The organism is Actinomycetospora sp. NBRC 106378 (assembly GCF_030269685.1).
Classification (GTDB): domain Bacteria; phylum Actinomycetota; class Actinomycetes; order Mycobacteriales; family Pseudonocardiaceae; genus Actinomycetospora.
In genome coordinates this window covers 49,907-63,969 of the sequence record NZ_BSTT01000013.1, presented here as the reverse complement: position 1 = coordinate 63,969, position 14,063 = coordinate 49,907, and the positions used below count along the sequence as shown (strand labels likewise).

Below are 14,063 nucleotides of genomic sequence, written 5' to 3'. Positions count from 1 at the left end.
ACGACGAGGGGTCCGCGGCGCCGGGGGAGGTCCTAATGGGCGCGGATGCCCGCCGGCAGGCGTCGACCCTCACCCGCGAGGGGGTCGGTGTCGCAGGCCTTGTCCGGCCGACGCACCGACAGGGTCAGCGGCACCGGCCCGCCGTCGCGACGGGGTCCGCGCTCGGTGCGGTGCGAGTGGTCCAGCGAGGGCTTGGGGATGACGGTGTCCATCTCCAGCTTCGCCAGCGCGACCTCGCCGTTGCCGAGCACGCACTCGGGGTCCGGCCCGTCGAGCGGCAGCCCGGTGAAGAACTTGGCCGCCATGCAACCGCCCTGGCAGGCGTCGTAGTGCGAGCACTTGGTGCACGCGCCACCCGACTGCGGGCCGCGCAGCTCGGCGAACAGCTCGCTGTCCTGCCACACGCCCTGGAACCCGCCCTCGGACCGGACGTTGCCGGCGAGGAACTGGTCGTGGATCGCGAACGGGCAGGCGTAGACGTCGCCGACCGGGTCGATCAGGCACACCACGCGACCGGCGCCGCACAGGTTGAGCCCCGGCAGCTCCTGGCCGAACGCCGACAGGTGGAAGAACGAGTCGCCCGTCAGGACGTCCTCGCCCTTCGCGACGAGCCAGTCGTAGAGCTGGCGCTGCTGCTCGCGGGTCGGGTGCAGCTCGTCCCACGAGTCGGCGCCGCGGCCCGAGGGGCGGAAGCGGGTGATGCGCAGCTGGGCGCCGTAGCGGTCGGCGATGGCCTTGAAGTCGTCGAGCTGGTCGACGTTCTGCCGGGTGACGACGACCGAGATCTTGAACTCGCCGAAGCCCGCCTCGTACAGGTTCTCCATGGCGCGGATCGCGGTGTCGTAGGACCCGGGACCGCGGACGTGGTCGTTGACCTCCGCCGTCGCTCCGTCCAGCGAGATCTGGACGTCGACGTAGTCGGTCTTCGCCAGCTGCGCGGCGCGCTCCTGGTCGAGCTTCACGCCGTTGGTGGAGAACTTGACGCCGACGTCGTGGGCGATCGCGTAGTCGAGCAGCTCCCAGAAGTCGCTGCGCACGGTCGGCTCGCCGCCGCCGATGTTGACGTAGAAGACCTGCATCCGCTGCAGCTCGTCGATGACCGCCTTGCACTCCTCGGTGGAGAGCTCGTTCGGGTCGCGCCGACCCGACGACGAGAGGCAGTGCACGCAGGAGAGGTTGCAGGCGTAGGTGAGCTCCCAGGTCAGGCAGATCGGGGAGGTCAGGCCTTCGACGAAGTGGTCGACGAGCTTCATGTGGTGGTCTCCCGCGGCTGGATCGTGCCCGCCCTGGCGAGCCCGGCGAGTGCCTTGAGGTACTGCTCCCACTGCTCCGCCGGGACCTCGGCGGCCCCGAGGGCACCGTGGACGTCGGGGTGCTCGGCGAGTGCCTCCACGACCCGGACGAGCGCCCGGGTCTTGAGGAACGAGAGTCGCCGCGTGTGGAAGTCGTAGACGAGGGCGCCGAACGACTCCGGCCGCACCGAGACCGACGACGAGAGCCGGTACGGGAGCGCGGGGTCGAAGGCGCCGGCGGAGGTCTGGGCCTCCGCCGGAGCCGCGGTCATCAGTAGACGCCGCACATACCGTCGATCGAGACCTCTTCGACGAGGGTCTCCTCGACGAGCGGGGTCTCCTCGTGCGTGGGCTCAGCCATACCGACCTCCTGCGTTCGACCACCTCGGAACGCGTCGGACGCTAACTGGCACCCGGTGCCATTCACACGGTCGTCGTGGACGGTCCGGTCCCGACCGATCGGGCGGGGCGTGATCGCGGTCTCGTTTGTTACGCGCGAGGGGGCGGTCGCCACGGACGGGGCACACTGCTCGGGTGACCTCTGCCACTCGGACGCTCCGCGCCCGCCGCCTCGAGGCGGTCGCGCTGGAGCTGTTCACCGTGCGGGGGTTCGACGCCGTGACCGTGGACGACCTCGCCGCCGCGGGCGGCATGGGCCGCCGCACGTTCTTCCGGTACTTCCCGACGAAGCTCGACGTCGTCCTCGGTCAGCTCGACGACGCCCTCGCCGCGCTCGTCGACGCCCTCGCCGCGGTGCCCTCGACGACCGACCCGACCACGGCCGCCCGTCAGGCGTTCCTGCAGGTCAACGCGTACGACCCCGGTGACGAGCCGGTGCTGCGACGCCGCCTCGCGCTCATCGAGACGGTGCCGGAGGTGGCCGCCCGGGCCGCCGTCCGCTACGAGGCGTGGGAGCGCGCGGTGGCGCTGGACGCGGCGGGCCGCTGGGGGTGCCCACCCACCGATCTCCGCCCGCAGGTCTTCGCCCGCGTCGTGGTGGCGGCGATGCGCGGGGTGTTCACGGTGTGGCTCGCCGCCCCCGAGGTCGAACTACGGTCCCTCGTCGTGGCCGCCTTCGACGACCTGGGACGGGGGTTCGGGTGAAGGATCCGAGTGAGCTGATCGACGTCGACCCCTCGTCGCCCGTCGCGCCCTACGAGCAGGTGCGCGCCTCGGTGACCGAGCTGGTCCGCACCGGGGCCCTCCCCGCGCACACCCGTCTCCCCGCCGTCCGCCGGCTCGCGGTCGACCTCGGCCTCGCCGCCAACACCGTCGCGCGCGCCTATCGGGAGCTCGAGGCCGCCGGCGTCGTCGAGACCCGCGGCCGGCTCGGCACGTTCGTCGTCGAGTCCTCCGGCGGTCCCGACGAGGCCCGCGAGGCCGCCCGCGCCTTCGCCGGCCGCATGCGCGAGCTCGGTGTCACGCCCGAACGCGCCCTCGACCTGGCCCGCGCCGCCCTCACCGCCTGACGACGGCATCCGGCCTTACCCGCCGTCGGGAAGAGACCTACCAGGGCACCTCGGCCCGGTCCTCCCACAGCCGCCCCGTGGGGGGCGGGTCGGACAGGGTCGCCTCGCGCCCGGCGAGCCAGATCGCGGTGTCGGCTCCCTCCTCGATCGAGCGGGGAGCGTCGGGCCCGCCCATGTCGGTCCGGCAGTGACCGGGGCACGTCGCGTCGATCAGTACGCCCTTGCGGCCGTTGCCGAGCTCGTGGGCGAGGTTGCGGGTCATGGCGTTCAGGCCGGCCTTGGCGATGCGGTACGGCGCGAGCCCGCCCGCCGTCCCGGGGCCGCTCATGCGCCCGAGACAGGCACTGACGTTGACCACGCGGCCCCACCGTCGCTCCGCCATCCCGGGCACGAACGCCGAGGTCAGCGCGAACGGGGCGTCGAGGTCGACGTCGCGGACGGCCCGCCAGTCGGCGAGCGAGATCTCCAGGGTCTTCGACCGCCGCGCGCTCATCACGGCCGCCGCGTTGACCAGCACGTCCACGTCCCCGACGTCGGCGACCGCGTCGGCGATCGCGTCCACGTCGGCCAGGTCGAGCGGCAGCGCCTCCACCTCGTCGGGGACGGGGGAGCCCGGGCGCGCGACTCCGATCACGCGGGCTCCGGCCCACACGAGACCGAGGGCGATCGCCCGCCCCAGACCGCGGCTCGCGCCGGTCACCACCGCCGTCCGGCCGGAGAGGTCCACGCGGCCGGGAGTTCCCGCCGGGGACTGGACGAACCCTGCTCGGCTGTCGCAAACTGCTGGCAACTGCAGCGGCGAGCGAGCGCGGTACGAAGGGCAGCCCGGGAAACCCTCCGAAGGTTCAGGTGATCTCCCGCCTCCGTGAACGGGATCACCGTTTGCCTCTCCCCAGTGACCTGGCGCACGCCTACCGTCCGGTCCGACGAGAGACCGGCTTGAGGTCCAGGCGGGTCTTCGGAGACGACGAGAGGATCGCGATGCAGGTCGACGAGCTGCTCAAGCCGTTCCCCATCAAGGAGTTCCACCCGTTCCCCCGGGCGCTCCTCGGGCCGGGTTCGCACGAGCTGATCGGCCCCGAGGCCCTCAAGATGGGCTTCAAGAAGACGCTGATCATGACGTCGGGCCTCCGCGGTACCGACATCGTCCACAAGATCAGCGAGTCCATGAAGTGGCACGGCATCGAGACGGTCATCTACGACCAGGTCGAGTCGAACCCCAAGGACTACAACGTCATGGACGCGGTGAAGCTGTACCAGGAGAACTCCTGTGACAGCTTCGTCTCGATCGGCGGCGGCTCCTCGCACGACGCCTGCAAGGGCGCCCGCATCTCGGTCGCGCACGACGGCCGCAACGTCAACGAGTTCGAGGGCTTCAACCAGTCCGAGAACCCCAAGAACCCGCCGCACATCGCGGTCTCGACGACGGCCGGCACCGGCTCCGAGACCTCGTGGGCCTACGTCATCACCGACACGACGACGGACCCGAACAACCCGCACAAGTACGTCGCGTTCGACGACAACTCGGTGACCTCTCTCGCCGTCGACGACCCGGTGCTCTACTACGACTGCCCGATCGACTTCACCGCCCAGTGCGGCTTCGACGTCCTCGCGCACGCCTCCGAGCCCTACGTCTCGCGCCTGAACTTCGAGCCGAGCCTCGGCAACGCGCTGCGCGCCATCGAGCTGACCGCGGAGAACCTCCGCGCCGCGGTGTGGAACGGCCAGGACCTCCCCGGCCGCGAGGGCATGATGTACGCGCAGTACATCGCCGCCCAGGCGTTCAACTCCGGTGGCCTCGGGATCATCCACTCGATCTCGCACGCGGTGTCGGCCTTCTACGACACCCACCACGGCCTGAACAACGCCATCGCGCTCCCCCGCGTGTGGGCGTTCAACATGCCGGTCGCCTACAAGCGCTTCGCCAAGATCGCCACGGCGATGGGCGTGGACACCACGCACATGACCGACGTGCAGGCCGCGGAGGCCGCGCTCGCCGCCTCCATCCGCCTGCTGCGCGACGTGGGCATCCCGGAGAAGTTCACCGACGTCACCCAGGACTCGTACTCGAAGAACCGGCTGGGCCAGGGCCCGACCAAGTTCTACGAGAACGAGAAGACCATCACGGGCAACGACGCCGACGTGGACCGCATCACCAACCACGTCCTCGGCGACGCCTGCACCCCGGGCAACCCGAAGGAGTGCACCTTCACCACGGTGCGCCCCGTGGTCGACCACTGCCTCAACGGCGACCTGGACGACCTGCTCAGCTGAGCGACCCAGTTCCCGGTGCCCGGCGGTCCGACTCTCGGCCCGCCGGGCACCGGCACGTCGGGTCGAGCTCCGCTGCGCTGCGTCTCCCCCGCGTTCCCCCGGATCGAACCCGCAGGAGAGGACCCCCGCGTGACCAGCACGTCCGAGCAGCCCGCAGCGGCTCCGACGACCACGAGCACCTTCGAGTCCGTCGACGACGTCGTCGAGGCGCTGGCGGCCCAGGGCTACATCGCCGACCGGCGGCTGGCCACGACCGTCTTCCTCCTCACCCGCCTCGAGAAGCCGCTGCTGCTGGAGGGTCCGGCCGGCGTCGGGAAGACCGAGCTGGCGAAGATGCTCGCCGTCGCGACGGGCCGGAAGTTCCTGCGGCTGCAGTGCTACGAGGGCCAGGACGAGACCAAGGCCCTCTACGAGTGGGACTACGGCAAGCAGCTGCTCTACACCCAGATCCTGCGGGAGAAGATCGGGCAGGTCGTCGAGGACGCCCCCGACATCCCCACCGCCGTCGACCGCATCGGCGCGCAGGACTCCGTCTTCTTCTCCGAACGCTTCCTCGCCCCGCGCCCGCTGCTCGAGGCGATCCGCTCCGACGAGCCCGTCGTGCTGCTGATCGACGAGGTCGACCGCGCCGACGAGGCCCTCGAGGCCGTGCTGCTCGAGACCCTGGGCGAGTTCCAGATCTCGGTGCCCGAGGTCGGCACGTTCGTCGCGAAGAACGCGCCGTACGTGATCCTCACCAGCAACAACACCCGCGACCTCGCCGCTGCCCTCAAGCGCCGCTGTCTGCACCTGTTCCTCGACTACCCGACGGCGGAGCGCGAACTCGACATCGTGCGCTCCAAGGACACGGGGCTGCCCGAGGCCGCCGCCCGCGAGCTCGTGGAGGTGGTGCGCGGCCTGCGCGAGCTCGAGCTCCGCAAGGCGCCGTCGATCTCGGAGACCATCGACTGGGCCCGGACGCTCGCGGTGCTCGGCATCGACGACCTCAACTCCCAGATCCTCGCCGACACCGTCAGCGTCGTCGTGAAGTACGACAAGGACGTGCAGAAAGCGCTGCAGGCGCTCCCGAATCTCGTCGACCCCAACGCCACCATCGAGGAGGCCCACGGCCACGGACACGGGCACGGCCACGGACACGGGCACGACGGGGACCACTCACACGACGCCCCCACCAACGGCCGCTCCCGCGGGCCCGCTCCCGCCCAGGACGACGAGGACGGCCCCGACGGCCGCGCGGTGCGCGCCGCGAAGGACGAGCCGGGCCGGCACGCGGGCGTCTACGGGGCACCCGGCCGGGACAACCAGGAGGCCGCGCGCACCGGGTCGGACAAGAACCCGACGAACCCGCGCAAGGTCAGCTCCTCGCAGGGCGACCGCTCGTTCGGGCTGGGTCGCAAGCGCGCGCTGTAGCGCGCGTGAAGGACCGGCCCCGTCCCGACGTCGGGCCGGTGCCGGTCCGCCCCGTCCGTGCGGTTCGACCGAGAGGAGGCCTCGCGATGGAGGCCACGATCCACCGCTTCGTGCGGCTCCTGCGCATCCGTCAGGTCCGGATCTCCACCTCGGAGGTCCTCGACGCCATGCGGTGCGCCCGCGAGCCCGGCGTGCTCGCCGACCGCGCGACACTCAAGGCCGCGCTGCAGGTCTCGCTGGTGAAGGACATCCGCGACGAGGCCACCTTCGACGAGATCTTCGACGCCTTCTTCGCCCTCGTGAAGATCGGGGAGACCGACACCGGGCACGGCCACGGGCACGGCCACGAGGACCTCTCCGACGACGGCACGCTGAACGACTTCACGCTCTCCGACGAGCCCTCGGAGACCCCGGAGCAGGGCCACGAGCACGGCAAGCCGGTCGACATCAAACAGTTCTTCGACCCGGAGGACATGGCGCAGCAGTACAACCTGCACCAGGAGGCCAACAAGATCGACCTCGCGGCGATGACCGACGAGATCGTCTTCTCCAAGGACGGCGCCACCGACCAGACCAACACCGGCGAGAAGGTCCAGATCGAGACCGACCACCTGCACGGAGGCGGGCTGCCCGGCGACATCGCCACCGCGTCGGGCACCAAGGTCGACGCCGACCTCAACGTCGCCCAGCAGGAGGCCCTCCTCGGCTGGCTGCAGGGCGTCGAGGACGGGATCGCCGACGAGGGGGACGAGTCCGACGCGATGGCCCTGCGCCGTCGTCTGGCCGGGATGCTCGAGAACCTCCCCGAGGCGATCAAGCGGCACCTCGAGCGGCTCATGGAGATCGAGCAGCGGGTGGTCGACGGCGGGCACGCCGACGAGGAGGCCCACAGGGCCGAGGTCGACCGGGCCGAGGAGCACGAGCGCCAGCAGCTCGAGGACTCGCTGCGCCGACTCGCCAAGACCCTGCACGGGGCGCTGACCCACCGGCGCCGCCAGTCCCCGCGCGGGCGCATCGACGCCGGTCGGACGATGCGCCGCAACATGCGCTTCGACGGCATCCCGTTCACCCCGGTCACGGTGAGCCGCACCGAGGACAAGCCGCGGTTGGTCATCCTCGCCGACGTCTCGCTGTCGGTGCGGGCGACCGCGCGCTTCACGCTGCACCTGGTGCACGGGCTGCAGGACATGTTCGGGCAGGTCCGGTCGTTCGCGTTCGTCTCCGAGCTGATCGAGGTCACCGACCTGTTCAGCGACCACACCGTCGAGGACGCCCTCGGGCTCATCTTCGGGGGCGACATGATCGACGTGGACGCCAACTCGAACTACGGCGAGGCCTTCGGGACGTTCCTCGAGGACCACGCCTCGGCCGTCAACCGCCGCTCCACGGTCATCGTGCTCGGCGACGGCCGGGGCAACGGGAACGACCCGAACATCGAGGCGTTCGCCGAGATCTCCCGCCGGGCGCGGGAGACGATCTGGCTGACGCCCGAGCCGCGCTACTCCTGGGGTCTCGGTGCCTGCGACCTCCCGCAGTACGCCGAGTTCTGCGACCGCATCCGGGTGGTCCGCGACCTCACCGGGCTCTCCGAGGTCAGCCACGACATGGTGTCCGAGATGATCGGCCGGTGACGTGGGAGACGCAGCGCAGCGGAGCTCGACCGACGTGGGCGGGACCCTGACGCCCGCGGCGGGCTCGCTGCGGATCGACCCGCTCGCCCCGGGTCATCCCGGGCGGTGGGAGAACGGCCCCGTGGTCGTCTGTCATCTCGACCGGGCCGCGGTCCCGGTGCGGCTCGCCGAGGGCCGCACACCGGACCTCGTCACGGAGCGCTTCGAGGTCCACCGGCTCGGCGACCGCCTGCTGGTGCTGCACCGCTTCCGGCCCGACGAGCTCGACGACGACGTGTCCACCTTCGTCGCCGACGAGCTCGGTGCCGTCGTCGACTCCGCGCCGCTGTTCGAGCGGGTGGTGACCGGCATCGTCCGTTCGACCGTCCTCGACCCGCTCACGGCCTGGGCGACGTTCTACGCCAACTCGCTCGCCGTCCTGCGCCACCCGCGCACCGCGCCGACCGTCGGCCTGCCCCCGGAGTCCTCGCTGGCGGGGTTCGCCCCGGTCCACGCACGGGCCCTCGACGAGGTGCGCGGCAGTACGGTGGCCGACCTCGGCGCGTGCTTCGGGTTCCTGCCGCTGCTCATGGCCGAGCGGGGCCTCGACGTCGTCGCCACCGACCACACGCCCGGCACGATGACGTTGCTCGCCGCCGTCGCGCGTGCGGGCGTCGTCCCGGCCGCCGCCGACCGGCTCCACACCCTCGCCTGCGACGCGCGCGCCGTCCCGCTGGCCGACGCCTCCGTGGACACCGTGACCGCGATCCACCTGCTCGAGCACCTACCCGCGAGCGAGTCGGCGGCGATCGTGGACGAGATGGTGCGCGTGGCCCGTCGCCGGCTGGTCGTCGCGGTGCCGTACGAGGAGACGCCCGACCCCGTGTTCGGGCACCTGCGTCGCTTCACGCCCGACGACCTCGTGGCGCTGGGCGAGCGCACCGGCCTGCCCTACCGGGTGGACGAGCACCACGGCGGCTGGCTGGTGGCCGACGTCGGGTGAGCCACCCCCGGTGACCCGACCCCGGTGACCCAACCCCGGTGACCCAACCCCGGTGGCAGGAAAGCGTCGTTGCTGTCACGGGACGACAGCAACGACGCTTTCCTGCCACGCGGGAGGGGCACTCAGATCGGGCAGCCCTGACCCCGCGCGGCCGCCTGCGGGTCGACGCGGAACATCGGGCCGGTGTCGGTCGGCTCGTCGTAGTACCGGTGGAACACCGGCGTGAGCCCGCCGGAGATGGGCGGGACGATCCAGCTCCAGTCCACGGGGCACGACCGGCCGGCCTGCTCCTCGCGCTCGAGGTGGCGCAGGAAGCGCTCCGACTCGCCGTGGTGGTCGGCCATGGACACGCCGGCGACGTCGAAGGAGTGCTGCACGGCGAGGGTGAGCTCCACCGCGGCACGGTCGCGCCACATGGTGCGGTCGCTGGAGGTGTCGAGGCCCATCTTCTCGGCGACCTCGCGGAGCATGTCGTACCGGTCGGCGTCGGCGAGGTTGCGCGCGCCGATCTCGGTCGCCATGTACCAGCCGTTGAAGGGCGCGGCCGGGTAGGAGACGCCCCCGATGTCGAGGCGCATGTTGCTGATGACCGGCAGGGCGTGCCAGCGCAGGCCGAGGTCGGCGAACCAGGTGTGGTCGGGGTGGTGCAGGTCCACCTCGAGCACGGACGCGGCCGGCACCTCGTGGAACTGCGGGCCCTTCTCGGCCCACTCCCCGCCCCCGGAGACGACCAGCGGCAGCACGTCGAAGCGCCCCATCGGCGACGGCGGCACCCAGCCGAGGGAGCGTGCGTGGTCGGTGAACCCGACGTGGCGGGGATCGCCGAGCACCCGGCCCCCGGTGCGGTAGCCGGCGTACCGGACGAGCTGCTCGTTCCAGATGCGCGGCCCCGGGGCGGTCGGGGTGTCGGGCGCGAAGATCGTGATCGTGGAGCGGATGCGGCCGCGCCGCGTCGCCTCGTCGAGGTGACCGACGCACTCGGCGGCGACCTCCTCGGGCGCGGTGACGTGGCGCCGGTCGCGCAGGTGCAGGCTGCGCCAGTAGAGCCGCCCGATGCAGCGGGCCGAGTTCCGCCACGCGACGCGGGCGCCGAAGGTCAGTTCGGCGGCGGTGTGCACGTAGGTGCCGGTGCGGGCGATCTCCTCGCGGACGGCGGCGATCCGCTCGTCGAGGGTCACCGGCGCGGCGGCCGCGCCCTTGACCGTCGTCGCGCCGGGCTCCTCGGCCTCCGCGAAGAACTGGCGGAGGAACTCCTCGGCCTCGGCCGGGTCGACGGGGGGCACCGTGGTGGCCCGGTCGGCCGCCGGAGCGCCCCACGGACCGGCGGCCTCCGCGGGGGCCGGCGTCGTCGGTCGGGGCCGCGGGCGCGGGCGCTCGGTCACGACGGCGGCCGGGGCCGGGGCGGCCGGCTGGGCCGGGGTGGCCGGCTGGACCGAGGGAGCCGGCTGGGGAGCCGGGGTGGCGGGCGTGGGCGACACGGGGACCGCGGCGGCGATCAGCGGGGCCGTGGCGACCCCGGGGTCGGCGGCCCGGGAAGCCGGGACGGGCCGGACGGACGTGCCCGTCACGCTCACCGGATCGGGGTCACCCGTCGCGTCCACCGCAGCCCCGGCGGGGTCGGGCGCCACCGCCGTGGTCGCGGCGTCCACCGGGTCGGCGTCCGCCGAGGTCCCGACGACGGCCATCGTGGCCATCCCGCGCGCCATGCCACCTCCGTGTGCTCCGAGGTCCTGCCTCCGTCGCCGAGTTCTGCAGCGACGTCGTCGACATCTGAGTCGTGCACGTCGTCGGTGACGACGTCCGAGCCGGACCCCCGCGCGCCCGACTCCATCCTCACCGACTCGCCCCTACAGCGGATCTCGCCGTTCGGACTCACGTCATGCGCGATCCGGGCCCTGACGATCGACCTTTCGGCCGATCGGCCACTCGGGCAGCGCAGCCGAAACCCGTTCGTGACCTGTCACACCGGCCCACTGTAGGGGGTCGCCCGATGCGCCCGGGAGGGCGGGACCTTCTCACCCTGCGTCACCCGTTGGTGCTCTCCGTGTCGGGTGGGCGCGACGGGGACCCCGGACCTCTGGCACCCTCATCAGCGACCGGCAGTAGTCGTCACGAGAACCCAGCGTGACGAGACCGACGGTGGGAGGCCACGGGTGAGCCGAACCGGACGGAGTCGCACGCACGGTGCGGGCTCCTGGGGCGGCACGCGCGGACGCGTGCGCGCGGGCGACCTGCGCGCCCAGGCCGACGAGATGGCCGCTCTCCTCGACGAGGCCGCGCCACGGGCGCGCCGGCGGCGGCGCCGCCGGTCGACGGCCCTCCCGGCGGCCGTGGCCGCGTTCGGCGCCCTCAGCGTCGGCGGGGTCGGCCTCGCCCTCGGGCTCACGCCGACCGGTGCGGAGGGCCAGCTGCCCGCCGCCCCCTCCCCGGTCATCGCCGACCCGGGGACCGAACTGCCGACCGCGACGTCCGGCGACACGCCGCGGACGGCCGATCTCGACCCCGCCGTCGCGGGCGCCGACCTCATCCGGCCGGAGGAGCGCGCGGCCGACGAGGACGACGCGCCCGGCCGACCCGCCCCGTCGTCGGGAACGTCGCGCTCCACCTCCACCCCGCCGGCGCCGACGACCACGACGACGCGACCGCCGCGCCCCACGCGGAGCTCGACCCCGCGGCCCACCCGGCCGCCGCGCCCCACCGTCACCCGCTCGGCCACGCCGCGGTCCACGACGACCGCCGCGTCCTCGTCGGCGGCACCGCGCCCCGTCGCCGAGCGGTCCGCGCTGCCGACCCGGAGCGCCGGGACCGACGCCCCGGACACCGCCCCCGCCGCGTCGACGCGCCCCGACCTCGACCCCGACGACCGGGACACCCTCTCCCCGGACGAGTGACGATCACGTCACCGGAAGAACGGTCGACCCGCCACGACCAGTGACGATCGATCGTCCGGGGTCCCACGACGGCGGTCCGTGCATCGCCGTTCACCGGTCGTGGCCGTACGCTGGCCGCACCGTGTGCCACCCTGCTCGATCGTGGCGGGACGCGGAGTAGCGTCGCGCCACAGTGCCCACCGCCAGGGTGGCCCGGGCGGGGGGCGAGCGAGTCATCGTGAGATGAGGAGTCGACCGGACGTGACCGCAGCGAGGAACAACGGTCCGGACGCGGGCCGTCACGGCCCCGTCGGACCCGCGGGACCTCCCCGCGAGGGCCGGGTGCCCGGGGACCAGCCCGGGAACTGGGGCGCTGCGGCGCTCGACCGGTCCGCGGTCCCCGGCCGGGATTCGTTCGGCGCCGGACCGTTCGACAGCACGCCGGGGTCGGGCCGCACCCCGTACAGCGGCGGGGCCTACGACCCCGACGATGCCGTGTTCGACATCGCCGACGACCGGCGCGACGACGGGACGACGATGAGCCACCCCCAGGGTCGCGGGGCCGTTCCCCCGCCTCCGCCCCGCAGCACCGCCTTCCCGCCCGCCTCGCTGCCCTCGGCGCGACCGGAGCCGGGCCCCTACTCCGGCGGGTACGAGACCGGCGGCTACGAGACCGGCGGGTACGCGACCGGGTCGCACGGCGCGGACCCCTGGTCCTCGGGTGGCCACTCCGCCGGCGGTCCGTCCGCCGGGGGCTACGCACCCGGCGGGTACGAGACCGGCGGCTACGAGACCGGCGGGTACGGCGGCTACGGCTCCGACCCGGGCTACTCCTCCGACGCCTGGGCCGCGCCGCGCCACGACGAGCCGCCGCGCACCACGGCGCTCTCCGCCCCCGGCCCCAACCACGTGGTGCCCGAGGGCGTCGGCCTGCCCCAGCCCCGGGAGGCCGCCGCGCCGTCGAACGACGCCGCGGACATGGTGGCGATCATCCGCTCCAGCTTCGAGGCGGTCGCCCCGCGCGCCGACGAGCTGACGCAGCTGTTCTACGGCTGGCTCTTCCGGATCGCCCCGGAGACCCGCGAGCTCTTCCCGGTCACGATGGAGCTGCAGCGCACCCGCCTGCTGCGCGCGCTCATCCACGTCGTGCAGATGGTCGACCGACCCGACGAGCTCAGCATCTTCCTGCGCCAGCTCGGTCGCGACCACCGCAAGTTCGGCGTCATCGGCGAGCACTACGACCGGGTCGGCGAGGCCCTCCTCGGCGCCCTCGGTGAGATCGCGGGTCCGCTGTGGACGGCCGAGGTCAAGAACGCGTGGATCGGCGCGTACGGCGTCGTCTCGCAGGCGATGCGCGACGCCGCGGACGCCGAGCGCGGACCCGCCGTCTGGATGGCCCGGGTCATGGAGCACCGCCGGGTGGCGCCCGACCTCGCGATCGTGCGGGTGCAGACCAGCCAGCCGGTGCCCTACCAGGCCGGCCAGTACGTCACCGTGGAGACGCCGCAGCGCCCGCGGATGTGGCGCTCGCTGACGCCGGCCAACGCCCCGGGCGCCGACTGCGTGATGGAGTTCCACGTCCACACGGTCCCGGGCGGCTGGGTGAGCCGGGCGATCGTGTCGCACGCCCGGGTCGGCGACGTGTGGCGCATCGGCCCGCCCATGGGCCAGATGACGCTCGACCCCCGCTCGCGCGCCGACCTCCTCATGGTCGCGGGTGGCACCGGCCTGGCCCCGGCCCGCGCGCTGATCGAGCAGCTGATGATCGACGGCTCCGACCGCAAGGTCGCGCTGTTCGTCGGCGGCCGCACGTGGAGCTCGCTCTACGACATCGACACCCTGCGCCGCATGGCCCAGGACAACCCGTGGCTCACCGTCGTCCCCGTCGTCGAGGAGGACGGCCGGCGCTACGGCGCGGAGACCGGCACCCTCGGCGAGGTCGTCGCCCGGTATGGCGCGTGGGCCGACCGGCAGGTCGTGGTGGCGGGCTCACCGCCCATGGTCCGTTCGACGGTGTCCGCGATGCTCGACGCCGGGACGCCGTTCATGCAGATCCACTACGACCCGTACCACACGGACTAGCGGGTCCCGACCGACGGACGAACGGGCCGTTCATCACGGAAGATCGTGATGAA

13 protein-coding genes are annotated in these 14,063 nt (G+C 72.9%); 8 read left to right on the top strand and 5 right to left on the bottom strand.

Annotation, left to right across the window (positions count from 1 at the left end; all coding sequences use genetic code 11):
* Window positions 1–32 precede the first annotated feature (32 nt).
* From mftC to mftA, 3 genes are read right to left on the bottom strand one after another with little or no spacing between them, the layout of a single operon-like run.
* Window positions 33–1,253 carry a mycofactocin radical SAM maturase gene (gene mftC, locus QSK00_RS23645; RefSeq protein ID WP_285594740.1) on the bottom strand — a complete coding sequence of 407 codons (1,221 nt, stop codon included), beginning with the start codon at window positions 1,251–1,253 and terminating at the stop codon, window positions 33–35.
* The gene (gene mftB / locus QSK00_RS23640; protein ID WP_285594738.1) at window positions 1,250–1,564 is read right to left on the bottom strand and encodes a mycofactocin biosynthesis chaperone MftB; all 315 of its coding nucleotides are present in this window, start codon (window positions 1,562–1,564) and stop codon (window positions 1,250–1,252) included. Before mftB ends, mftC begins: the two co-directional genes overlap by 4 nt.
* Entirely contained in the window at window positions 1,564–1,653 is a 90-nt protein-coding gene (gene mftA / locus QSK00_RS23635; protein WP_018332344.1) for a mycofactocin precursor MftA, read from the bottom strand. Before mftA ends, mftB begins: the two co-directional genes overlap by 1 nt.
* A 173-nt stretch (window positions 1,654–1,826) precedes the next feature.
* On the opposite strand from mftA, the gene QSK00_RS23630 reads away from it, so the two are divergent.
* Together QSK00_RS23630 and QSK00_RS23625 are read left to right on the top strand one after the other, a co-directional pair.
* Window positions 1,827–2,396: an acyl-CoA-like ligand-binding transcription factor gene (locus tag QSK00_RS23630; protein ID WP_285594732.1), complete on the top strand. Its 570-nt coding sequence runs from the start codon at window positions 1,827–1,829 to the stop codon at window positions 2,394–2,396.
* Window positions 2,393–2,761, top strand: a complete 369-nt coding sequence (locus tag QSK00_RS23625) for a GntR family transcriptional regulator (protein WP_285594730.1) — start codon at window positions 2,393–2,395, stop codon at window positions 2,759–2,761. Before QSK00_RS23630 ends, QSK00_RS23625 begins: the two co-directional genes overlap by 4 nt.
* Before the next feature lie 37 nt (window positions 2,762–2,798).
* Here the strand turns inward: QSK00_RS23625 and QSK00_RS23620 are convergent, their stop codons facing one another.
* Window positions 2,799–3,488, bottom strand: a complete 690-nt coding sequence (locus QSK00_RS23620; RefSeq protein ID WP_285594728.1) for an SDR family NAD(P)-dependent oxidoreductase — start codon at window positions 3,486–3,488, stop codon at window positions 2,799–2,801.
* A gap of 254 nt (window positions 3,489–3,742) precedes the next feature.
* Here QSK00_RS23620 and mdo point away from each other — a divergent pair, with 254 nt between their 5' ends.
* The 4 genes from mdo to mftM all read left to right on the top strand — a co-directional run bounded on the left by mdo (window position 3,743) and on the right by mftM (window position 9,058).
* Window positions 3,743–5,035, top strand: a complete 1,293-nt coding sequence (gene mdo / locus QSK00_RS23615) for an NDMA-dependent methanol dehydrogenase (protein ID WP_285594725.1) — start codon at window positions 3,743–3,745, stop codon at window positions 5,033–5,035.
* Window positions 5,036–5,164: 129 nt separating this feature from the next.
* Window positions 5,165–6,445, top strand: a complete 1,281-nt coding sequence (locus QSK00_RS23610) for an AAA family ATPase (RefSeq protein WP_285594723.1) — start codon at window positions 5,165–5,167, stop codon at window positions 6,443–6,445.
* An 86-nt stretch (window positions 6,446–6,531) separates the two neighbouring features.
* Window positions 6,532–8,076, top strand: a complete 1,545-nt coding sequence (locus tag QSK00_RS23605; protein WP_285594721.1) for a VWA domain-containing protein — start codon at window positions 6,532–6,534, stop codon at window positions 8,074–8,076.
* A gap of 34 nt (window positions 8,077–8,110) precedes the next feature.
* Complete coding sequence (gene mftM / locus QSK00_RS23600; RefSeq protein ID WP_285594719.1) at window positions 8,111–9,058, top strand: mycofactocin oligosaccharide methyltransferase MftM; 948 nt, start codon at window positions 8,111–8,113, stop codon at window positions 9,056–9,058.
* Window positions 9,059–9,180: 122 nt separating this feature from the next.
* Here mftM and QSK00_RS23595 read toward each other — a convergent pair whose 3' ends face one another.
* Window positions 9,181–10,341, bottom strand: coding sequence for a nitric oxide synthase oxygenase (locus QSK00_RS23595; protein WP_285594929.1), 1,161 nt, complete (start codon window positions 10,339–10,341; stop codon window positions 9,181–9,183).
* Window positions 10,342–11,274: 933 nt separating this feature from the next.
* Between QSK00_RS23595 and QSK00_RS23590 the strand changes: the two genes are divergently transcribed.
* Both QSK00_RS23590 and QSK00_RS30450 read left to right on the top strand, forming a co-directional pair.
* The gene (locus QSK00_RS23590; RefSeq protein WP_285594717.1) at window positions 11,275–11,949 is read left to right on the top strand and encodes a hypothetical protein; all 675 of its coding nucleotides are present in this window, start codon (window positions 11,275–11,277) and stop codon (window positions 11,947–11,949) included.
* A 240-nt stretch (window positions 11,950–12,189) separates the two neighbouring features.
* Complete coding sequence (locus QSK00_RS30450) at window positions 12,190–14,010, top strand: FAD-binding oxidoreductase (RefSeq protein WP_352231169.1); 1,821 nt, start codon at window positions 12,190–12,192, stop codon at window positions 14,008–14,010.
* The last annotated feature ends 53 nt before the right edge of the window (window positions 14,011–14,063 follow it).

What these genes read in the sequence shown, in the direction of transcription:
- mftC (WP_285594740.1), bottom strand. Translation starts at nt 1,253, where the DNA reads ATGAAGCTCGTCGACCACTTCGTCGAAGGCCTGACCTCCCCGATCTGC.
- mftB (WP_285594738.1), bottom strand. Translation starts at nt 1,564, where the DNA reads ATGACCGCGGCTCCGGCGGAGGCCCAGACCTCCGCCGGCGCCTTCGAC.
- mftA (WP_018332344.1), bottom strand. Translation starts at nt 1,653, where the DNA reads ATGGCTGAGCCCACGCACGAGGAGACCCCGCTCGTCGAGGAGACCCTC.
- mdo (WP_285594725.1), top strand. Translation starts at nt 3,743, where the DNA reads ATGCAGGTCGACGAGCTGCTCAAGCCGTTCCCCATCAAGGAGTTCCAC.
- QSK00_RS23605 (WP_285594721.1), top strand. Translation starts at nt 6,532, where the DNA reads ATGGAGGCCACGATCCACCGCTTCGTGCGGCTCCTGCGCATCCGTCAG.